Source organism: Xanthobacter autotrophicus (assembly GCF_005871085.1).
Lineage (GTDB): Bacteria > Pseudomonadota > Alphaproteobacteria > Rhizobiales > Xanthobacteraceae > Xanthobacter > Xanthobacter autotrophicus.
Genome location: NZ_VAUP01000035.1, coordinates 243,734 through 265,023, shown reverse-complemented (window position 1 = coordinate 265,023; position 21,290 = coordinate 243,734). Strand labels below are relative to the sequence as shown.

Below are 21,290 nucleotides of genomic sequence, written 5' to 3'. Positions count from 1 at the left end.
AGCAGCGCCGCGCTTTTAGGGCATCCGCACGGGTGCCTGCAATCAACCCTTGAGATGGAGATGCGCATGGCCACGCAGAATGGCGGCCCCACCCAGAATGCGGCGCCGTCGCTGAACGTGCTCGCGCAGTACATCAAGGATTTCTCCTTCGAGAATCCCAACGCGCCGCGCTCCCTCGCTGCTCCGCCCAGCCAGCCCGACGTGAACATCCAGATCCACGTCAACGCCCGTCCCGGCGGCAATGGCGAGTTCGAGGTGGAGCTGAAGATCGACGGCGGCGCCAGCATCGAGGGCAACACGCTGTTTGCCTTCGAGCTGGTCTATGCCGGTGTGTTCCGCATTCTGAACGTGCCGGAAGAGAGCCTGCAGCCGGTGGCGCTCATCGAGTGCCCGCGCCTGCTGTTTCCCTTCGCCCGGCAGATCATCGCTGATGCGGTGCGCAACGGCGGCTTCCCGCCCCTGATGATCGATCCGGTGGATTTCGCTGCGCTGTTCCAGCAGCGCATCCAGCAGGAAGGCCAGCGTATCCAGGCCTGAGCGCGCTGACGCGACCCTGACCGACAGGACGCCGCCGGATACCTTGTGTGTCCGGCGGCGTTTCCTTTGGCGAGCGCTGTTTTGGTGTATCTAGAGGCGGATAACCAGAACCACCGGGTGTCCCGGGAGGAAGTCCGGCCCCAGCGATGAGATCCATCCGCTTCAAGCTCGCCGCCTTGAGCGGCGCGGCGGCATCCTTTGCCATCCTGTCCACCGTCGGGGTGCTCCTTGCGGTTGGAGCGGCGGATCGCGCCCTTGAGGCGACCGTGTCAGCCCAGCAGCGGCTGGATCTGCTCACCGAAATTTCCGCCCGCCTTTCCGATTTCGGCCTCGCCGCCGTGGCCGTGGCCGAAAGCCCCGGCGCGGATCCCGGGCGCGCGGACCTTGGCCGCATGGAGGACGCCCGCTCCCGCGTTGCCGCCGTGCTGGAGGCTGCGACCGTGCGCGCGGCGCAGAGCGCTCCCGCGTTCGGGACGGGCGTGCGCCCGCGTGAGCGCATGGTTGCCCACCTGCGGGCCGATTTCATCCTCCTTGATCGCCAGATCTCCGCCGCCGTGGCGGACGCCGATGCCCCCAGCCGCGGCGACCGCGTGCGCGGCGCGCTCAATGGTTTTGCCGCGTCCGCGGGGCCAACCCTGTCGCTGCTGGTGGAGAGCGAGCGCCGCGCCGTGACCACCGCGCGGGAGGAGGCGCTGGCGCTGTCCTTCCGCCTGCGGGTGGGCGCGGTGGCGCTGGCCGCCCTGGTGCTTGCCGCGGCAGCCGTTCTTTATCGGGCGGTGGCCCGGCCGCTGCTGACCCGGCTCGGGGAGATCGACCGGGCGGCCGCCGCCATCGGCCGCGGCGACCTCGATACCCGCCTCACCATCGGCCCGCGCGACGAACTGGGCGTGCTGACGGCGCGCTTCAACCGCATGGCCGCGCGCCTCGGCCGCCGCGAGCGACGGGTGATCGAGGACCGCGCCCTGCTGGAAAAGACCATTTCCGAGCGCACCGCCGACCTCACGGCCGCCAATGCGCGCCTTGCCGCCATCGACGCCTCCCGCCGGCGCTTCTTCACCGACGTGAGCCATGAACTGCGCACGCCACTGACTGTCATCATCGGCGAATGCGACGTGACTCAGCGCGCGCCTGCCATTTCCGACGATCTCAGCCGCTCGGTGCTCGCCACCATCCGCAAGCGGGCCGGGCGCCTGCACCGGCGCATCGAGGACCTGCTGCGGGTCGCCCGCTCGGAAAGCGGGGAGATCGAGCTGGTGTTCCAGGACGTGCCGCTGCTGCCGCTTCTGGCCGACGCGGTGGCCGGTTTCGAGACCGTGGCGCGCCGTCAGGGGGTGAGCCTCATCCTGGAGGCCGACGCGCCCGGCCCCCTGGTCCATGCCGACCGCGAATGGCTGCGGCAGGTGGTCGAGGGCCTCATCGACAACGGACTGCGTCATGGCGGCAAGGTGACGCGCATCACCCTCGCCGTCACAACGGGGGCTGGAGCCGGTGGGGTGGTGGCGGATGAAATCACGGTGAGCGACGATGGCCGCGGCATCGCGCCGGAGGCGCGCGCGGGCCTGTTCCGGCGCTTCGCGCGGGGTGAGCGCTTCGGCGACGGGACCGGATTCGGCCTCGGCCTCGCCCTGGCGGAATGGGTGGTGACGCGGCACGGTGGACGGATCACACTGGAAGAGCGAGAAGGGGGCGGTACCCGCGTGGTCATCGCGCTGCCCCGGCCGCAGCCTCATCCGGAGGCCCAACCGGAGGTTTTCGAGGCGCGAGGCGCCTGGGCCGACCCGCCCGGCGAGGAGGACACATGAACATTCTGGTGGTCGAGGATGACAGCGACATCGGCGCGATGCTGAGCCGCGGGCTCTCGGCCGAGGGCTTCGACGTGACCGTGGTGGGCCGCGCCGACGAGGCGCTTGAGGCGGCGCGCCAATACAATCCCTGCGCGGTGGTGCTCGACATCATGCTGCCCGACGGCTCGGGGATCGAGGTGTGCCGGGCGCTGCGAGAGGCTGGGCACTCCGGCCCCATCCTGTTCCTGTCCGCCAAGGACGAGGTGCGCGACCGGGCCGAGGGCCTCGGTGCCGGCGCAGACGACTACATCGTGAAGCCGTTCGAGTTCGCCGAGCTGGTGGCGCGGCTGCGCACCCATTTGCTGCACCGCCTCGGCGACAACCATGCGGGCCGGATTGTCGCAGGGCGCCTGGTGCTCGACCAGTCCACCCGCACCGTGCTGTTCGGCGAGATCCACGCACGCCTGACGGAACGGGAGGCGGAGCTTCTGGCCCTGCTGATGGCGACCCCCAACCGGCCGGTGCCGCGCGGCGAAATCTTCGACCGGCTATGGGCCAACCAGGGCGGCGCCTCGCTCAACGTGGTGGATGTCTATGTGGGCTACCTGCGCACCAAGCTGGCGCCGGTGAGCCGCGCCGGCGGCCCCCAGGTGTCCACGGTGCGCGGTCGCGGCTTCATGCTGGACCTTTCGGCACCCGCAGCAGCCCATTGATCTGTTGCGGCGCAGCATCACATTTTGCTTGCGGGAACCAAATTGAGCGCCAATATTTGATCTCAATGCAATGAACTTCATCATTGCAGCGTGTTCTTATGATCTTCTTAGAAAGATCTGGAGCACATAACCGGAGGAAGCAACATGCGTTGGAATAAGCCTCAGGTCTGCGAAGTCTGCGTTGGCATGGAAGTCACCGCTTATCTGCCGGCCGATTTCTGATCTGAATGAGGTCGGTGGCCGGGAACGATAAGGCAGGAGCGTCCGACGCGTCATGCAGGTGATTGTTCTCGGTTCGGCGGCCGGCGGCGGCGTTCCCCAATGGAACTGCCGCTGTCCGGTGTGCCGCTTGGCCTGGTCGGGAGACCCCCGCGTCACGCCGCGCACCCAGTCCAGCATCGCCGTCTCGGCCGACGGCAGCGATTGGGTCCTGCTCAACGCTTCGCCCGACCTTCGGGCGCAGATTTCAGCCACGCCCGCGCTCAAGCCGCGAACGGGCGAGCGCGACAGCCCCATTCGCGCGGTCGTCCTCACCAACGGGGACGTGGACCACATCGCCGGCCTGCTCTCGCTGCGCGAATCCCAGCCGTTCGCCCTCTTTGGCACGGCCGAGACCCTCGGGCTGCTGAAAGAGAACCAGGTGTTCGACGTGGTGGCGCAGGCCTTCGTCAGCCGGACCCCCGCTATGTTCGGCGAGGCCTTCTCACCGGTGCCGGGGCTCAGCATGGAATTCTTCACCGTGCCCGGAAAGGTGCCGCTGTGGCGGGAGGACGCCAGCCTCGTCATCGGCGAGGAGACGGGCTCCACCGTGGGCGTCACCATCACCAGCGCCGACAAGCGCCTCGTCTACATTCCCGGCTGTGCGGCGGTGACGCCGGCGGTGCGGGAACGCATCGTCGGCGCCGATCTCCTGTTCTTCGACGGCACGCTCTATCGCGACGACGAGATGATCGAGGCCGGCGTCGGCACCAAGACCGGCGCGCGCATGGGGCACCTCTCCATGTCCGGAGCCGACGGCACCGTGGCGCTGCTTAAGGACGTGCCGGTGGCGCGGCGCGTGTTCATCCACATCAACAATACCAACCCGGCGCTGGTGGATGGCTCGCAGGAGCGCCACGCCGTGGAGCAGGCCGGCTGGACGGTGGCCCGCGACGGAATGGAGTTCTCCCTATGACGTTCCTCGCCCTTGCCGAACCGCTGGTCTTCCCGCCCTTGCCCGCACCCTCCGAGCCCTTGTCCCCCGAAGGGCTGGAAGCGGCGCTGCGGGAGGTGGGAGCCACGCGCTATCACAATCTCCACCCGTTCCATAAGCTGCTGCATTCCGGCAAGCTGAACAGGGACCAAGTGCGCGCCTGGGCGCTCAACCGCTTCTGCTATCAGTCCGCCATTCCCCGCAAGGACGCCGCGCTCATGAGCCGCTGCGACGACCGGGAACTGCGCCGCGAATGGCTCCATCGCATCACCGACCATGACGGCTTCGGCGAAGACGCCGGCGGTATCGAGCGCTGGCTGGTGCTCACCGACGGCCTCGGCCTCGACCGCGACTATGTGGTGTCGAAGGAGGGCGCACTCCCCGCCACCAAGTTCGCGGTGGAAGCCTATGTGCGTTTCGTCGCCGACCATCCGCTGCTGGAGGCGGTGGCCTCCTCCCTCACCGAGCTGTTCGCGCCGGGCATCCATGCCGAGCGCATCTCGGGCATGCTGGCCAATTACGACTTCATCAACGAGCGCGTGGTCGCCTATTTCCGCCGCCGGCTCGATCAGGCGCCGAAGGATGCCGACTTCGCCCTCGATTACGTTAAGAAAAACGCCCGTACGGTGGCCGAGCAGCGCGCCGTCATCCGCGCCTTGACCTTCAAGACCGAAGTTTTGTGGGCGCAGCTCGATGCGCTTTACTTCGCCTATGTGGAGCCGGGGTGGCCGGCGCCCGGGGCGTGGCGTCCGGGCATCGCTTTGGTCGAGGCCGGCTGAGCCATGCGGGCGGAAGAGACCGACGTGCCGCGCCTGCCGCGCGGGGTGAAACTGAAGTATGATCAGGTTCGCGAGCGCCATGTGCTGCTCGCCCCGGAGCGCGCGTTCGACATCGACGAGACCGCCGCCGCGGTGCTGGAGCTGGTGGATGGCCAACGCACCTGCGGCCAGATCGTGGATGAGCTGGCGCTGCGCTTCGACGAAAAGCGCGAGGTGATCGCCGACGACGTGCGCGACATGATCGGCGATCTCATTGCGCGGCGGGTGATCGAACGATGACCAATGCCACGGCTGAACTTAATCTGGAGACGACGCCCCGCTCGGCGGCGGTGCATCCCGTCGGCCATCCCATCGGCATCCTGGCCGAGCTGACCCACCGCTGCCCCCTGCGCTGCCCTTATTGCTCCAATCCGCTGGAACTGGAGCGCCGCGAGGCGGAGCTGGACACCGCCACCTGGAAGCGCGTGCTGAGCGAGGCGGCGGCTCTCGGCGTGCTGCATGTCCACCTCTCCGGCGGCGAGCCCACCGCGCGGGCAGACCTTGTGGAACTCACCGCCCATTGCGCTGCGGAAGGGCTCTACACCAATCTCATCACCTCCGGCGTCGGCCGGGCGGGGGTCATGCTGCCCGCCTTGTCCGAGGCGGGGCTGGACCATGTGCAGCTCTCCTTCCAGGGCGCCAAGGCTGAAACCACCGATCGCGTCGGCGGCTATGCGGGCGGGCATGCGGCCAAGCTCGCCTTCGCCGCGCAGGTCACCGACCTCGGCCTGCCGCTGACCGTGAACGCGGTGTTCCATCGCGCCAACATCCACGAGGTGGAGGACATGATCGAACTGGCCATCGCGCTGAAGGCGCGGCGGCTGGAGGTGGCGCACACCCAGTATTATGGCTGGGCCTATGCCAATCGCGCGGCGCTGATGCCCGCGCGCCCCGATGTGGACCGCTCGGTCGCCATCGTCGAGGAGGCGCGCAAGCGGCTGGAAGGCGTGCTGGTCATCGACATGGTGATTCCGGACTATTACGCCCGCTATCCCAAGCCCTGTTCCGGCGGCTGGGGCCGGCGCACGCTGAATGTGACGCCCACCGGCCGGGTGCTGCCCTGTCATGCGGCGGAGAGCATTCCGGGCCTTGAGTTCTGGTCGGTGCGCGATCACGCGCTGGGCGACATCTGGCGCGCCTCGCCGGCATTCAACGCCTATCGCGGCACCGACTGGATGCGCGAGCCGTGCCGCAGCTGCGACCGGCGGGAGATGGATTTCGGCGGCTGCCGTTGTCAGGCCATGGCGCTGGCGGGCGATGCCAGCCTGACCGATCCGGCCTGCTCGAAATCCCCGTTCCATGCCCGGGTGGAGGCGCTGGCCACCGCCGAGGCGGCGGGTACCGCGCCTGATTTCATCTACCGCACCATCGGCGGAATGCCGGCGGGCCGGCGGGAAGGAGCAAAACCGTGAGCGCCCGCAGGATCATAGGCCTTTGTCTCGTGCTCGCCGCGACGCTGTTCGCCGCCGGCTTCCTGGTGGAGCCGCTGCCTGCGCGCGCCGCCGAGGCGCAGGCAGCCACCGAAATCGCACCCCCGGAAGCCGCCGACATCCTGTTCGAGCGCCACCAGCTCGCCGGCACCAAGCCCGGCGACACCCTCGCCTATGCCTATACCCGCAAGGTGACGGACGCGGAGCTTGGTCCGTCCTTCGACGACCGCATCCGCCTGATGATCGAGCCAGGTCCGGGCGGGGATGCCCGCGACGTGCGGGTCGACTTCTTTTCGGCCGAGCGCCACCATGCGGCCGGCCCGTTTGAGGGTGTCACCACCAATCCGGTGCTGATGCTGTTCCTGGAGAATCACCTGGTGGATCTGTCCGGGCGGCTCAAGGGCAACCCGCGCTATCTCAAGAACGCCATCCGTTCCGCGCTGCGCGACCGGGCGCGGGTGGAGGCCACCGATATCAGCGTGGACGGCCGTTCCCTCAAGGGCTGGCGCGTCACGGTGAAGCCTTTCGAGGGGGACGCCAACGCCGCCCGCATGCGGGGGCTGGAAAGCCTGACCTACACATTCGATGTGGCACCGGACCTGCCGGGGGAAATCGCGCGCATCGAGATCGCGGCCGAAGCCCCCGGCGGCCGGCTTTGGGAGGAGACGATCGCCTATGATCCGAAAGGTTCTTGAGGCGGCAGGGGTGTTGCTTGTGTCAGCCGGGGCAGCGCTTGCCGCCACCAGCGTCGACAACGACTATCCCACCTCCGCGCGCGTCGACTATGTTATCGCCTGCATGGCGGCGAACGGGCAGACGCGCGAGGCCATGACGCGCTGTTCCTGCTCGGTGGACACCCTCGCCTCCATCCTGCCCTATGACCGCTACGTGGCGGCGGAGACCATCCTGTCCATGCGGCAGGGGGTGGGACAGGCGGCGAGCATTTTCCGCAATACGCCCCAATATGAGGATAACATTGCCGAACTGCGCCGGGCCCAGGCGGAAGCCGAGGTCCGCTGCTTCAAGTAGTATCTGGTACCGCGCTGCACCACAGCTGCTCGCATCTGCCGCATAGATGACGGGTTTTCTGCCCCCTGCGGCTATGTTAGCTTCCTCCTCAAGAACAGACGCATGGCGCACGGAGTTTTCCGAAGCGCACTGCAACGACAAGCGGGCAACCGCCGCGGCGTCTTGATCGGGACCTTCAACCCCCAAGGCAATGCCATGGCATCTCAACGCTCTGCGTCTGTCCATTTCGTCCCATTTTCACATCCGCGGGCCGGTACCGGTGCCAGCTGCACGCTGTTGCGTGGACCTGGCGCATCGCGCCCCGCCACCATCGCCTTCGGGTGACGCCATGACATCGGGAGAGTCGATCACCGGCGGTGCCCCTCGCACCGTCCGAGACATCGTCTGCGGCTTCTGCGGCCTCGGTTGCGACGACCTGGAGGTGACGGTCGCCGGCCGCGCCATCACGCCGCGCACCGCATGCCCCGAGGCTGCGCGCCTTCTGGCCCGCAACGACGCGCCGCCGCCGTCGCCGCGCATCAATGGTGCGCCGTCGAGCTTCGAGGAAGCTGCCGCGGCCGCCGCAGGGCACCTCAAGGCCGCCCGTTCCGCCGCCTTCAGCGGCCTGGGCGCGGACCTCGAAGGCCTGCGCCGCCTGTACGACCTCGCCATGGCCTCGGGCGCCAGCCTCGACCATGCGGCGTCCGGCGGCCTGTTCGCCAATCTGGAGCGCCTCGCCCGCAAGGGCTGGATCGCCGCCACCCTCGCCGAGGTGCGCAACCGCTGCGACGTGATGGTCGTGTTCGGCGACGATCCGGCTTCCGCCTTCAGCCGCTTCTTTTCCCGTGCCGTGCCGGTGCGCGGGGAGGGGGCGGACGGCGATGCCGCTCCGCTCTTCGTCACCGCCCCCGGCCGGCGCCAGATCGCCGTCGTCGGCGGGCCGCTGTCGGAGGCGTCGCGCCGGGTGCTCGCCGCCCATCAGGTGACGGAAGTTCCCGTTTCTGAACAGGATGTTGCCACTGCCGCTTCCGTGCTGACGGCGCTGGTCGCCGGGCGTGGGGTGGACGGGCTCACCGGCCTTTCGGACGAGACCGTCGCGGCGCTGGCGGCGCTGGCGGAGCAGATCAAGGCGGCGCGCTACGCCGTCTTCACCTGGAATGCGGCCAGCCTGCCGGCGGAGGATGCGCCGGTGGTTGCCGGGGCGGCGTCGGAGGCGGTGGATGTGCTCTCCGTCACCACCCGCGCGGCGGTTTTTCCTTTGGGCGGCCGGGACAATGTGACCGGCGCGCACCAGCTCGCCCTGTGGCGCTTCGGCTATCCCCTGCGCACGGCGGTGGGGGCCGGGACCTCGCGCCATGTACCCGAGCTTTATTCAACGGCGGCAGCGCTTTATGATGCCGACCTGCTGCTCCACACCAGCGCCTTCCGCCCCGACGCGCCGCCCGATTTCGACCGTGGGCCGGTGATCGCCATCGCCCATCCCGACACCGTGTTCGCGCGGGAGCCGGAGGTGTTCATCCCGGTGGGCACGCCAGGGGTGGACTATGGCGGCCATGTCTTCCGCATGGATTCGGTAGTTTGCCTGCCGCTTCAGGCCCTTAGGCCTGCCGAGCTGCCCAGCGTCGCCGAGGTGGCGGCGGCCATTCTTGTGTCGTTCGGGAGGGGTGCATGAGGACGCGCATCACCGGTGGGCGCGTGTTCGACCCCGCCAACAAGATCATCGACCAGGTCCGCGATATCCTCCTGGAGGACGGCCGCGTCATCGCCGACGCGCCGCCGGTCAATGGCGAGCAAGTGGTTGATGCCTCAGGCACAATCGTGCTCGCCGGCGGCATCGACCTGCACAGCCACATCGCCGGCGGCAAGGTCAATCTCGGCCGGCTGCTGATGAACGAGGACCGGGCCTTGTTCCCCGAGCCGTTCGGCGATTTCTGCGGCTGCGGCGGCGGGCGGGCGGCGCCCACCACTCACGCAACCGGGTGCCGCTACTCGCAAATGGGCTACACCGCCGTGTTCGAGCCGGCGGTGGTGGGGGCCAATGCCCGCCATGCGCACCTGGAGATGGCGGACATCCCCAACATCGACACCGGTGGTTTCCTGGTGCTGGGGAACGACGATTTCCTGTTGCGCCTCATCGCCCAGGGCGAGGGCCAGCAGGCCATCAACGACTATGTGGCCTGGATGCTCAAGGCCACCCAGTGCTGCGCCATCAAGATCGTGAACCCCGGCGGCATCAACGCCTTCAAGTTCAACGGGCGCGCCCTCGATCTTGACGAGACTGGGCCGTTTTACGGCCTCACCCCGCGCCGGGTTCTGAACACACTTCAGCGTGCCGTATCGGAATTGGGGGTGCCGCACCCCATCCACCTCCACGGCTGCAATCTGGGCGTGCCCGGCAACGTCAAGACGACGCTTGCCACCATCGGCGCGACCGAGGGCTTCCCCCTGCACCTCACCCACATCCAGTTCCATTCCTACGGCACCGAGGGCGACCGGCACTTCTCCTCCGGTTCGGCCGAGATCGCGGAGGCGGTGAACGCCAATCCGCACATCTCGGTGGACGTGGGCCAGATCATGTTCGGCCAGACGGTGACCGCCTCGGCCGACCTCATGTCCCAGTATCGCAACCACAACATCGCCGATCCCAAGAAGTGGATCGGCATGGACATCGAGATGGATGCCGCCTGCGGGGTGGTGCCGTTCAACTATCGCGACACCTCCTTCGTGAACGCGCTGCAATGGGCCATCGGGCTGGAACTGTTCCTGCTCATCGAGGACCCGTGGCGGGTCTACCTGACCACCGACCATCCCAACGGCGGTCCCTTCACCTCCTACCCGCACCTCATCCGCCTGCTGATGGACAAGCCGTTCCGCGACGACCATCTCTCGCGCATCCACAAGGCGGCGCGCGCCCACACCAGGCTTGCCGAGATTTCCCGCGAATACACGCTGGAGGAGATCGCGGTGGTGACCCGCGCCGCCCCCGCCCGCACCCTCGGCCTGAAGGACCGTGGCCATCTCGGCCCCGGCGCCCGGGCGGACGTGGTGCTCTATGAGGAGCAGGCCGACCGCGAGGCCATGTTCGCCGCCCCGCGCCTCGTCATGAAGGATGGCGAGGTGGTGGTGGTGAACGGCGAGGTGGTGGCCCTCACGCAGGGGCGCACCTATGCGGTGCATCCGCCATCGGACCCGCTCATGGACAAGCGGCTGGAGCGCTGGTTCGACGAGGCGGTGGGCCTGAAGGCCAGCCACTACAAGATCGCCGACGGCGAGATCCGAGACGGCCAGGGCCCCGAAATCGTGGAGCTGACGCCATGATCATCAACGGTGTCGAGATCCGCGACAGCTTCGCCGAGGCGTTTCCCATGGCGGGAACACGCCTCATCATCACCGCCGACACCCCACGCTGGGCCCATACCGCCGCGGCCAGCCTGACGGGCTTCGCCACCTCGGTCATCGGCTGCGGCTGCGAGGCCGCCATCGAGCGGCAGCTCGATCCAGCCGAGACCCCGGACGGGCGGCCGGGCTATGCCGTGCTCATCTTCGCCATGTCCTTGAAGGACCTGAAGAAGGTGGTTCCTCTCAGGGCCGGGCAATGCGTGCTCACCTCACCCACTTCCGCCTGCTATTCGGGGTTGGAAGGCGGGGCGGCCATCGCGCTGGGGCGGGCGCTGCGCTATTTCGGCGACGGCTACCAGATCGCCAAGTCCATCGAGGGGCGCCGCTTCTGGCGCATTCCGGTGATGGAGGGCGAGTTCGTCTGTGACGAAGTGGTGGGCTCCACCACCGCGGCGGTGGGCGGCGGCAACTTCCTCATCCTCGCCCGCTCGCGGCCTGCGGCCCTTGCCGCTGCCGAGGCGGCGGTGGAGGCCATGGGCCAGGTGCGCGGCGCCATCATGCCGTTTCCCGGCGGCGTGGTGCGCTCGGGCTCCAAGGTGGGCGCCAAATATGCCGGCATGATCGCCTCCACCAACGACGCCTATTGCCCGACCCTGCGCGGCGTCTCCCAGAGCGCGCTGCCGCCGGAGGTGGAAAGCGTGCTGGAGATCGTCATCGACGGGCTGAGCGAGCAGGACGTGGCCGCCAGCATGCAGGCGGGCATCGCCGCCGTCTGCGGCCTTGGCGCCGCCGCCGGGGTGGTCGCGGTGGATGCCGGCAATTATGGCGGCAATCTCGGCCCCTTCCATTTCAAGCTGCGCCAGTTGATGGCTCCTGTCGCTGGGGAGACAGTGGTATGAGCGCCTATCGCCTGACCCTGCGCGCGCCGCTCGCCGCGCGGGCTGACCTTTCCGGCATCAATCCGGCGACGCTCGCCGGCCTGTCCGCCCAGGCGGTGGGCTGGCTCACGCTGCCCTATGGCAACGGCGCCGTTCAGCTCGGCGACCTGTTCGAGGTGTCCGAGGTGGAGGGCGGCGCCCTCATCATCGGCGGCGATCCTCGCCTCGATTTCGTGGGTGCGCAGATGGCCGAGGGCGCCATCGAGGTGGACGGCCCGGTGGGTGTCCTTGCCGGATCGGGCATGATCGGCGGCAGCCTCCTCATTCGCGGCGATGCCGGCGACGGCCTTGCCGCGGGCCTTGAGGGTGGGCGCGTGGAGGTGACCGGCTCGGCCGGCGCCGGGGTGGGCGGTGCCCTCACCGGCGACCGGCAGGGCATGACGGCCGGCACGGTGTCTGTCGCCGGCTCGGTGGGGCCGAGCCTTGGCGCGCGCATGCGCGGCGGGTTGATTCTCGTGGGTGGCGATGCCGGCCCCCGCGCGGCGGACGGCCTCATCGCCGGCACGCTGGCGGTGGCGGGTCGCCTTGCCGCCGGTGCCGGACGCGGCATGAAGCGGGGCACCATCCTGGCGGCCACCGCGCCTGAAGCCCCGGCACCGGGCTTCGTCTCGACCGGACCTCACGATCTGGTGATGCTGGCGTTGCTCGCCCGCCGCGTGCCGGAGCTTGCCGGCCTGTTCGGCGGTCTCACCGGCCGGGCCGAGCGCTTGGTGGGCAACCGCCTTGCCGGCGGCACGGGCGAAATTCTTGTCCTCCAGTAAGATCGGCCAAGAGGGGGTGGGCCGCGTCGGCCCGTCCTTCGTAGACATCAAGATCAACGAGAGGAACGCCTGATGATTCGCGCCGTGTTCGTTTCCGCCCTGCTCCTTGCCGCCGCCACCGGCTCCGCGCTCGCGGACCCGGACGTGGCCAAGGGCGAGACCGCCTTCAAGAAGTGCATGGCGTGCCATGCCATCGGTCCCGATGCCAAGGTGAAGGTTGGCCCGCCCCTGAACGGGATCGTCGGCGCCAAGTGGGCGCACTTCGAGGGTTATGCCTATTCGGCCGACATCAAGGACGGCGCCGCCGCCGGCAAGGTGTGGGACGAGGCCACCCTCGACAATTACATCACCAACCCCAAGGTGCTCGCCCCCAAGGGCAAGATGGCCTTCGCCGGCATCAAGAACGAGGACGAGCGCAAGGATCTCATCGCCTTCCTCGCCCAGTTCAACGCCGACGGCAGCAAGAAGTAATCGGCGCGGGCAGGACCGTTCGGTTCTGCTCCGCATAGGCAGCGCCTCCAGGAAGCGGGGCGCATGATCCCGCACCATCGTCATGCCCCGGCTTGACCGGGGCATCCATCTCTCCGTCCGGGCGGGATGATTTCCCGCGCAGAGGGGGGAGATAGCTGGTGCCGCTGAATTATGCCGGCTAATTAATTACCAGCCGCGCCACGGCTACCGCCGGCGCGCAGTCCGCCGCGGCTGCGGCGAGGGCGGGGTTGCCTGCCAGCATATCCCCCGCATCGCGGTAGGGCCGGCCGGCTCGGGCCGCCAGTCGTCGGACCAGAAACCGGCCAACGCCGGCCCCAATCAGCGGCGCTTCCACCGCCACGCCCCCGGTTGAAAGCACCTGCGCGAGCGCCCCATGTAGCCGGTGCAGTTGCACCTCTGCGGCGAAGGCGGCCAGGGCCTCCGCCTCGGCCAGGGTGCAGGGGCCAAGGTCGCGCCCCACCATGCGCAACAGCCGGCGCGCGCTGGCTTCGCGGGTCTTCTCGCCGCCATCCGCGGCCGGGTGCAGGTCGGCGCCTTCGGGCAGGTCTCCGGTGAGGCGATGGATGTCGGCGGTGGTGGCGAAATACTCAGCCATCAGCGGCACCTGCCGGCCCCTGAAGGGCAGGGTGGCGGTCAGCGCCATCACCGGGGTGCGCGCCGCACCGCTATAGACCAGCTCGCCGGTCTCCATGCGTTCGGCATCTGAATAGCCGGCAAAGCTAATTTGTATGCCGGCAAACTTAATGATGTCGGTGGTCGTCGAGCCAATATCCACCAGAACGCCGTCGCCGCATAGGCGGGCCAGTGCCGCGGCGGTGGCGTGCCAGTTGGCGGAGGCTACATCCGCCGCATGGGCGGGCGCATCGGCGGCAGGGACGAAGCCGGCGCGGCCGGCATAGATGAGCGTGTCCGCCCCCAGTCTTTCCGCCAACGCCTGGGAGAGGCCGGCGACGCCGGCGGCGCGATCCCGCCACAGGTCCGTCAGCTCGCCGGTCATGGTCACCACCGAGCGGCCGGCGGCGGGCGAGAGCGCGGCCATGGCGGCGTCGAGCTTGTCGAGGCCCTGCCACAGGGGGCAGGCGGCCATTTCCACTGAAACGAGGGTGCCGTCCGGCGCCAGCACGGCGCGCTTGAGATGGGCGCCGCCCACGTCCCAGCCGAGGATGAGATCGCCGGTCGCACCGCTCATGCCAGCGCCAGCTCCACCGGGGTGCGGGTGCCCACGCGCTGCGTCTTGCCGCCACTCGCGAAGGGCGGCAGCAGCGTCGCCGGATTGAGGCCGAGGGCCGCGCCGAGGCCGGCATAGGCGGTGGTGAGGCGCGGGTTGACCTCCACCACAACCGGGCCGGTGTCGGTCAAGAGGATGTCGATGCCGAAGATACCATGGAGGCCGGGCATGGCGCGCACCACCGCTTCCGCCAGCGCTTCGAGGCGCCCGTCGGCGTCAGCCAGCGCGCCCACGGAAAGCCCGGTGAGGAAGACGCGGCCGTCCTCAACGGCGATGTGCTGGCGGTTCACGGTGAGGAGCCGCACGCCCTCCGGCGCGTTGAGCACGGTGAGGCTCGCCGCCTCCCCCGCCACGAACGGCTGGATCACCAATCCATCGCGCGGCGCCGGGGTCGCCTGCACCCCATCCGGCCAGAACCGGGTGTCCTCGCAGCCAGCGCCGTCGTCCGGCTTGGTGATGCGCGGGCCGGGCAGGTCGGGCGCCTGCGCCAGCGTGAAGGTGGGGATGTGCGGCACCCCGGCGGCGGCGAGGCGGCGCGCCGTCTCCAGCTTGCTGGTCGCGGCGGCGATGGCCTCCGGATCGCAGGCGAGGACGCGGGGGCAGTTCTCGCGCAGCATTTCTACAAGACGGGCGAGCACGCCGTCGGTCTCCGGCGCCACCGGCCATACCACGTCGGCACGCCGGGCGAGATCGCGCCAGATGGCCCAGGCATCCGCGCCTTCCGTCACCGCAACGGCGCCGGGCAGGGGCAGGCGGTCGTCGGCGGCCAGCAGGATCTCGCGCACCTGCGGCAAAGCGGCGAGGTCGCGGCGCATGGCATCGCGAATGAGGGCGGCTTCCCGCGCGAGGCTCTCCGGCAGCGTGGCGCCGCGCAGGCCGCCGCTGGTCACGAACTCGCAGACGAAGACGCGCATGCGCGGTTTTCCTTAAATCGGACAGGCCAGCCCGGAGCCTACGCCGCCACCGGCTCGGCGACGAGGTGGGCGGCCAATGGCTCGGCCATATTACGGCCTGTGGCGTCATGAAGCCCGCGCCAGGCCGGCATGGAATTCACCTCCAGCACGGTGAGTCGCCCTTCGGCATCGGCGATGAGGTCCACCCCGGCATAGGACGCCCCCACGGCCGCCGCCGCGCGCACGGCGAGGTCGGCAAGCTGGCCCTCGGCGGCGACTTCCAGGCCGGTGGCGCCCTGGTGGATGTTGGTGATCCAGGAGGTGCCGCGCCGCGCCATGGCGGCCTCGGCCCGTCCGCCCACCACGAACACGCGGAAATCCTCATGGGTGCCGGACGGCCCAGTGCCGGACGGCGCGGAAACGAAATCCTGCAGGTAATAGACCCCGCCGACCTCCTCAGCCTCCGGCAGGCGGGCCTTGGGCGCAAGGCGCATGAGGCCGCGGCCCTGGGCGCCGAACATGGGCTTCAGAACGCTGTCGCCGGGGGCGGCGTCGATGATCATCTGCGCTGCCGCGCGGTCTTCCAGCACCAAGGTGCGGGGGGTGGGCAGGCCGGCGCGGGCCAAAAGGAAGGTGGTGGCGCTCTTGTCCACGCAGCGCTCGATGGCACGGGCGTCGTTCATCACCCGCACCCCCATCTCCCGCAGGGCATGCAGCACGCCGAGCCGGGCGGTGACCTGCTCCAGCGTGCCGGCGGGCACCGAGCGCACGAAGCAGGCGTCCGGCAGGTTGTCGGCAAAGCCCGGCAGCAGCAGGCCGTGGGCGGTCTCCCCCACGGCGAAGCCGCAGGCCTTCAGCGAGATCACCCGTGCGGTGTGCCCGCGCGCCTTGATGGCGGCGAGGAGCGAGCGGCTGTGCCAGTCCACCCGCTCGGCGAAGAGGACGAGGCCCGCCACCTCAGCCCCCGAAGGACCGGGCGATGAGGATGGGATCGAAGCCGCCGGCGGTGAAGCTTTCGCCATGGTCGATGGCGGTCACCGTCACCCGCGCTGGGGAGAACAGCAGCGGGTCCACCTTGTAGAAGTCGCAGTCATAGCCAGCGAAAATCTCCCCGAACGGCCGGCCATAGTCGCGGGAGGCAAGCGAGGGCAGTCGCGTGGCGAGGTCCTTTGCGGCCTCCGCCGGGCCGTGGACGAAGAGATGCACGTCGCCGCCATAGAGCACCGCATCGTTGGTGCGGCCCATGGCGGTGAGGAAATCGGGGGAGGGCGGGCAGATGGGCGCCGAGCCCACGCCATCGGCGATATGTTCCAGCGGGAAGTGCAGGGCGTGCGCCTTGTGCAGCGCGACTTCCAGCACCCGCGCCACGATCTGCACCGTGCCGGCCAGCGAACTGGTGGGGGTGAGGATCAGCGTGATGTCGGACGGCGCCACGGCGCAGCGCGCGGCGATCTCGTCCACCACCTCGGCGGGGGGCACCACGGCGGTTTCCAGCACCAGGACGACCTTTTCACCCCGGTCGCGGTAGCCGAGTTCCCCATACAGGGTCTCCACCGCCGCGATGGCGCGGCCGGGGCCGGAGCCGAGGGCGAAGAAGTCGCCGGCGGCAAGGCTCCAGCCCGCATACTGGCTGCCGAGGCAGGCCAGCACGGGGCCTGAGGTGGAGACGCTTGCCAGCGTATCCCAGGGCGAGAAGCGGCCGGTGGGCACCAGCGCGACCCGGCCGAGGCCGCCGAGGCAGATCTCGGCGATGCGGCGGCCGGCTTCCAGCCCACCGGCGGCGGTGATGCCGGCATCCACGATGAGCGCATCGCGGGGGCCGCGGGACACCTTGAGGCGCAGGGCATCCGCGTCGCGGATCAGGGCCTCCACCAGCGGCGCCACGCAGGTGGCGAGGCTGATCTGCGGGGCGGCATCCACGGGGGTGGTCAGGGCAGGCGAGGTGGCTTGCGAGGTGGCTTGCGAGGTCATGGCCGGGTCTCCCGGAGCGGGCGAACGCGGGCGAGCCCCGCGCGGCAGGCGCGGGGCCGGGCGGGGGAGGACGTGCGGATCTGCATGGCGGCTTCCTACGCGTCCAGCTCGCGGGCGAGCTTGAAGATGGCGGGAAGATCGAAGAACAGCGGCGTGTCGGTCACGCACATCTGCTTCAGCAGTGTGTGCTGCACGGCATATTTCAGGTTGCCGATGGCGAGCGCGCCGATGCCGATGCCGTGGGGCAGCACGGCCGCCGCATCATGGGCGCCGATGCCGGCGATGCCGGCGGGGGGCACGGCGTTCACGTCCGCTGCAACCAGCAGTCGGGTCGCGGCCTGAAGATGGGCGGCGGTGAGGATTTCCACCCCTGCCTTGCCGGCGGCGAGCACCACCTCCGCCTCGGGAACGAGCTTCGCCTTTTCCGAGTCGGTCACGGCGGCGGTGCAGGCGAGCTCGACGCCGAAGCGGGCTTTCAGGTCCTTCGCCTTCTCCTCCACCGCGGCGACCTCGCGATGGCTAACGAGGGTCACGAGCGCCCCCGCCTGGGCGGCGATGACGGCGGCGATGGAACCCACCACGCCGGTGGCGCCATAGACCTGCACGGCGACGCCTTCCAGGCCCTTGGGCCTGGTCTTCAGCAAGGCCTGTTCCACCTTGGCGATCATGGCGGCGGCGGTGGTGAAGGAGCCGGCGGGATCGGGAAAGATGGAAATCTCGAAGGGCGGGAAGATGGAGGCCTTCGCCTCCGCCGCCATGTCGAGGGCAAGGGCGGCATCCTTGCCGCCGATGAACAGGCCGGTGCGCGGCGCCGACTGGGGCGCGCGGGAGAACATCATGTCCTGCGTCAGGTCCCGCACCTCGGCGAGGGCGACGCGGGAATAGGGGGCGATGGTGGTGTAGCCGGCATCCACCGCCATGTTCACGTCGAACGGGCTGACGTGGTTCAAGGGCGTGATGATGTGGAGAATGGGGGCGGATTCCGCCATGGCGCAGCTCCGTGTCGAGGGAAACATTAGCGGGTGGCTTCGCCCCGGATCGCTCCGGAACTCGGCGGTTGTTTCCCCGCACGCAGTCGAATGGACAAGACTCTTGAACCAACGCCGCGCGCCGCGCAAGGGCGTTTGAAGCTATCCTTCCGGTGTCTTTGCCGCAGGATACCTTTTCCTTGCACTGCGAAAAAACGAGCGGTCGATAACAGTAGGAAAACACCGCAGGATGCTGCGGTGCACGGGCGGGACGTGGGGTCTTTCCCTAAGGGCGCGAGCGCGGAAGGCCGGGAATGACGATGGTTAAGCGCCTGCGAGGGCCGCAGACGCTCATCCCGCCGCCTCTTCAAGCTCACCCTCAGAAGGTCGCCTTCAGTCCGGCGTAGGCCGACAGCGGCTGGCCGGGGGTCTGCATCTGGGCGTTGCTGAGGCCGAGATACTCGGTGTCGAAGAAGGTGCCGTAGGATGCGTATTTCTGGTTGAACAGGTTGTTGATCAAGCCAAACACCTGGATGTTGGGCGTCACCTGGTAGCTGGTGCGCACATTGGCCACCCAATAGCCTGGCAGCATCGGGTTGATGTTGGATTCGTCGCCCACATAATACTGGCTCGACACGGCGATCACGTCACCGCCCACCTTCCACTTGTCCGTCACCATGTAGTCGGCGCCGAACTTCAGGGTCTGGGCCGGGATGCCGGGAATGTGGTCGCCCGGGGTCACGAAGATCTCGCCGTCGGTGGCCAGCGGGTTGTTGGGGGAGGCCAGCGTTCCCGAGAACTGGAAGGTAGCGTCGATATAGGCGTAGTTGGCGTAGAACTTCCAGGGGCCGTTGGCATATTGCAGCCCGGCCTCGAAGCCCTGCCGGCGGGTGGCGGGCACGTTGGTGAAATAGCCGTAGCCGGTCTGCTCGCTGGCGAGGGCGATGATGTCGTCGTCGCTGTCCACCCGGTAGAGGCCGAGCTTCCAGCTCACATTGCCACCGAACAGCTTGCTGGCCCCGCGCAGGCCGGCCTCGTAGGTGTGCGACACTACCTGCTCCAGCGGCGGATCGGCCACCAGGGAATTTTCCAGCAGGCACGGCCGGTTGGGATCGGCGCAGTTCAGCTCCAGCGGGGTCGGCGCGCGGTTGGATTCCGAATAGCCGCCGTAGGCGGTAACGTCCGACGTGATCTTGTAGGTGAGGCCGATGACGGGGTTGATGCGCGCGAAGGTGTAGTCGCCATTGAGCTGCGGGCTGGTGCCGCTGGCGTCCTGCATGGTGATCTGCGCGATGTTGAGGCGCGCGCCCATGGTCAGGGTGGCGCGGTCGGTCATGTCGAAGGCGTTGGTGGCGTAGAGGCCGTAATAGGTGGTGGTGGCGTCCAGGTTCACCGGCAGGTAGAACACCTGGTATTCTTCTGGCAGCGAATAATTCGGCTTGTTCTGCAAGTAGGTGCCGGTACCGGCCACCCCCAGGGTGTTGATGTCGGTAATGCCCAGCTCGGTGCTGGATTTGAAGTTGACCGTGCTGTAGTCGACGCTGCCGCCGACGACGAAATAATTGTCGTGGCCGATCAGCTTGTCGGTGCTGGTCGCCTGCACCGAGCCGCCATACGTGGTGGTGTCGGTCCAGGTGCGGTTGATCACGCCATAGAGCTGGTTTGAGGCCAGCTCGTTGAACGGAATGGTGTTGCCGCTCTGGTCGTAGAGCACCATCTGGCTGCGGAACGCGGCGTATTGCGGATTGGAGAGGGGATTGCCGCCGCCGGCGGGACCGGTGAACTGGTCCTCCTCCAGGCACATCTTGGTTTTGCCGACGCCGGGGTTCCACTTGTTGCTGCAGTTCTCGAGGTCGGCGTCGTTGCCGTCCACGTGGGACTGCTTGAAGCGGCGGACGTAGAGATTGCTCTGCAGCTGCCAGGTGTCGCTGAGGTCGTAGCGGCCGTTGAGGGCCAGCATGCCCATGTCGTTCTGTGTGGTCTGCGGCCACGTGTAGACCGAGTTGTAGTCGGCCGCGAGCATCTCCACCGGGGTGGGGCCCACCACGCCGAGGGAATTGCTGGCGGCGCTGGCCACGAGGTGCAGTTCGCCCTTGTCGCCCTTCCAGCCGAGGTCGCCGTAGAAGCGCGCCAGCTCGGAGGGCGATTGCTTGCGCCAGCCGTCGTCGCGCACCGCGTCGGCGGCGATGTAGAGGCCGACGCCGTCCTTCTCGCCGCCATACTGGATCGAGCCGCCGATCTGGCCGAATGAGCCGCCCTGCACCGAGCCCTCGAAGCCGTGATAGGTGAAGCCGTTCTTCATCTGGATGGAGACGGCGCCGCCGAGCGCGTTGAGGCCGAACGCCGGATTGTTGGTAAACACCTCGGCGCGGTCGATGGCGACCTCTGGAATGAGGTCCCAGTTCACCGTGTCGCCGAACGCCTCGTTGACGCGGATGCCGTTCTGGTAGACCGCGAGGCCCTGCGGCGTGCCCTGCAGCGGGGAGGCTGCGAAGCCGCGGAAGCGGAAGTCCTGGAAGAAGGCGTTGCCCTGCACGTCGGTGGAATTGGCGCTGGGCGTGTACTGGACCAGGGCGTCGATGGTGGAGAAGGAATGGAGCCGGTTGAACTCTTCCGCCGAGATGATGGTCACTGTGCTGGGCACCCGGTCCACATCGATGCCGGTTCCGGTGAGGGGCGTGGTGGCCACCACCTCCACCGTGGGTAGCTCGACCGTGGTGCCCGTGGACGCAGCTTCGGCGGGTGTGGATTGGGACTGCGCGGGCGCGGATTGCGCGAGCGCCGCCCCCGACCCGACAAGCGTTGCCGGCAGGGATGCCCCATATAGGCCGAGCGCCACGGCAATGGCCCGCCAGGAAGTTTCCGCCCTCATCGTCCCGCCCTTTGCTTATCCGGCGTGAGGACCTGCGCTGGGCTCCGAAGCGCCGTGCGCAGTATCACCGCCGTTTCTTGATTGTGGCAGGATAGTGATTTCAGGTGTTCGGTCAATCTTTAGAGTTTTTCGGCGATGCCGAATGGGCAATGATGGGTCACCCAAGCGGTTGCAAGGGTGATCCGGGCGCGAAGACCGCGCAAGATCTCTCATTTTTCTCTCAGAATGTACGCTCCCCAGGGTGCAGGTCGTGTCTCAGTTCGAAATGGAGCACCGTCTCCACGCCCTCCTCCGCCCGGACACGGCTGTAGCCGGGTTCTGTTGCCACGGTGCATCCCAGGGGGCA

21 protein-coding genes are annotated in these 21,290 nt (G+C 68.5%); 15 read left to right on the top strand and 6 right to left on the bottom strand.

Translation table 11 applies throughout. The features are described 5' to 3' along the window. Positions 1–66: 66 nt before the first annotated feature. The 15 genes from secB to FBQ73_RS17165 all read left to right on the top strand — a co-directional run bounded on the left by secB (position 67) and on the right by FBQ73_RS17165 (position 12,991). The gene (secB, locus tag FBQ73_RS17235; RefSeq protein WP_138400718.1) at positions 67–537 is read left to right on the top strand and encodes a protein-export chaperone SecB; all 471 of its coding nucleotides are present in this window, start codon (positions 67–69) and stop codon (positions 535–537) included. Between the two features lie 146 nt (positions 538–683). After that, on the top strand, positions 684–2,339 hold the full coding sequence (locus tag FBQ73_RS17230; protein WP_138400717.1) for a sensor histidine kinase: 1,656 nt from the start codon (positions 684–686) through the stop codon (positions 2,337–2,339). Next, positions 2,336–3,034 (top strand): response regulator transcription factor, encoded by a 699-nt coding sequence (locus FBQ73_RS17225; RefSeq protein ID WP_138400716.1) that lies wholly within the window; start codon positions 2,336–2,338, stop codon positions 3,032–3,034. The genes FBQ73_RS17230 and FBQ73_RS17225 overlap by 4 nt, the downstream gene beginning before the upstream one ends. A gap of 144 nt (positions 3,035–3,178) precedes the next feature. After that, positions 3,179–3,256 carry a pyrroloquinoline quinone precursor peptide PqqA gene (gene pqqA, locus FBQ73_RS23535; protein ID WP_081437156.1) on the top strand — a complete coding sequence of 26 codons (78 nt, stop codon included), beginning with the start codon at positions 3,179–3,181 and terminating at the stop codon, positions 3,254–3,256. Positions 3,257–3,308: 52 nt separating this feature from the next. Further along, positions 3,309–4,208: a pyrroloquinoline quinone biosynthesis protein PqqB gene (gene pqqB / locus FBQ73_RS17215; protein WP_138400715.1), complete on the top strand. Its 900-nt coding sequence runs from the start codon at positions 3,309–3,311 to the stop codon at positions 4,206–4,208. After that, positions 4,205–5,005, top strand: coding sequence for a pyrroloquinoline-quinone synthase PqqC (gene pqqC, locus FBQ73_RS17210; RefSeq protein WP_210236804.1), 801 nt, complete (start codon positions 4,205–4,207; stop codon positions 5,003–5,005). Before pqqB ends, pqqC begins: the two co-directional genes overlap by 4 nt. Before the next feature lie 3 nt (positions 5,006–5,008). Next, positions 5,009–5,284 carry a pyrroloquinoline quinone biosynthesis peptide chaperone PqqD gene (gene pqqD / locus FBQ73_RS17205; protein WP_138400714.1) on the top strand — a complete coding sequence of 92 codons (276 nt, stop codon included), beginning with the start codon at positions 5,009–5,011 and terminating at the stop codon, positions 5,282–5,284. Continuing rightward, on the top strand, positions 5,281–6,456 hold the full coding sequence (gene pqqE, locus FBQ73_RS17200; protein WP_246089751.1) for a pyrroloquinoline quinone biosynthesis protein PqqE: 1,176 nt from the start codon (positions 5,281–5,283) through the stop codon (positions 6,454–6,456). The genes pqqD and pqqE overlap by 4 nt, the downstream gene beginning before the upstream one ends. Next, complete coding sequence (locus FBQ73_RS17195) at positions 6,453–7,169, top strand: hypothetical protein (RefSeq protein WP_138400713.1); 717 nt, start codon at positions 6,453–6,455, stop codon at positions 7,167–7,169. The genes pqqE and FBQ73_RS17195 overlap by 4 nt, the downstream gene beginning before the upstream one ends. Next, entirely contained in the window at positions 7,150–7,503 is a 354-nt protein-coding gene (locus FBQ73_RS17190) for a hypothetical protein (RefSeq protein ID WP_138400712.1), read from the top strand. The genes FBQ73_RS17195 and FBQ73_RS17190 overlap by 20 nt, the downstream gene beginning before the upstream one ends. Positions 7,504–7,831: 328 nt before the next feature. After that, complete coding sequence (locus FBQ73_RS17185) at positions 7,832–9,154, top strand: molybdopterin-binding domain-containing protein (RefSeq protein ID WP_138400711.1); 1,323 nt, start codon at positions 7,832–7,834, stop codon at positions 9,152–9,154. Next, the gene (locus tag FBQ73_RS17180) at positions 9,151–10,800 is read left to right on the top strand and encodes a formylmethanofuran dehydrogenase subunit A (RefSeq protein WP_138400710.1); all 1,650 of its coding nucleotides are present in this window, start codon (positions 9,151–9,153) and stop codon (positions 10,798–10,800) included. The genes FBQ73_RS17185 and FBQ73_RS17180 overlap by 4 nt, the downstream gene beginning before the upstream one ends. Continuing rightward, positions 10,797–11,720: a formylmethanofuran--tetrahydromethanopterin N-formyltransferase gene (fhcD, locus tag FBQ73_RS17175; protein WP_138400709.1), complete on the top strand. Its 924-nt coding sequence runs from the start codon at positions 10,797–10,799 to the stop codon at positions 11,718–11,720. The genes FBQ73_RS17180 and fhcD overlap by 4 nt, the downstream gene beginning before the upstream one ends. Further along, positions 11,717–12,520, top strand: coding sequence for a formylmethanofuran dehydrogenase subunit C (locus FBQ73_RS17170; RefSeq protein ID WP_138400708.1), 804 nt, complete (start codon positions 11,717–11,719; stop codon positions 12,518–12,520). The genes fhcD and FBQ73_RS17170 overlap by 4 nt, the downstream gene beginning before the upstream one ends. 72 nt (positions 12,521–12,592) lie before the next feature. Next, positions 12,593–12,991, top strand: a complete 399-nt coding sequence (locus FBQ73_RS17165; RefSeq protein WP_138400707.1) for a c-type cytochrome — start codon at positions 12,593–12,595, stop codon at positions 12,989–12,991. Between the two features lie 178 nt (positions 12,992–13,169). Here FBQ73_RS17165 and FBQ73_RS17160 read toward each other — a convergent pair whose 3' ends face one another. The 6 genes from FBQ73_RS17160 to FBQ73_RS17135 form a co-directional block, all read right to left on the bottom strand. After that, a complete protein-coding gene (locus FBQ73_RS17160) occupies positions 13,170–14,201 on the bottom strand; it encodes a hydantoinase/oxoprolinase family protein (RefSeq protein WP_138400706.1) in 1,032 nt (343 codons plus the stop codon). After that, complete coding sequence (locus FBQ73_RS17155; protein ID WP_138400705.1) at positions 14,198–15,154, bottom strand: ATP-grasp domain-containing protein; 957 nt, start codon at positions 15,152–15,154, stop codon at positions 14,198–14,200. Before FBQ73_RS17155 ends, FBQ73_RS17160 begins: the two co-directional genes overlap by 4 nt. A gap of 38 nt (positions 15,155–15,192) precedes the next feature. Then, positions 15,193–16,089: a RimK family alpha-L-glutamate ligase gene (locus FBQ73_RS17150; protein ID WP_138400704.1), complete on the bottom strand. Its 897-nt coding sequence runs from the start codon at positions 16,087–16,089 to the stop codon at positions 15,193–15,195. 1 nt (position 16,090) lies between these two features. Then, positions 16,091–17,104: a methenyltetrahydromethanopterin cyclohydrolase gene (gene mch, locus FBQ73_RS17145; RefSeq protein ID WP_246089750.1), complete on the bottom strand. Its 1,014-nt coding sequence runs from the start codon at positions 17,102–17,104 to the stop codon at positions 16,091–16,093. A 95-nt stretch (positions 17,105–17,199) separates the two neighbouring features. After that, positions 17,200–18,093 (bottom strand): methylene-tetrahydromethanopterin dehydrogenase N-terminal domain-containing protein, encoded by an 894-nt coding sequence (locus tag FBQ73_RS17140; RefSeq protein ID WP_138400703.1) that lies wholly within the window; start codon positions 18,091–18,093, stop codon positions 17,200–17,202. 358 nt (positions 18,094–18,451) lie between these two features. Further along, complete coding sequence (locus FBQ73_RS17135; protein WP_138400702.1) at positions 18,452–20,944, bottom strand: TonB-dependent receptor; 2,493 nt, start codon at positions 20,942–20,944, stop codon at positions 18,452–18,454. Positions 20,945–21,290: the final 346 nt, after the last annotated feature.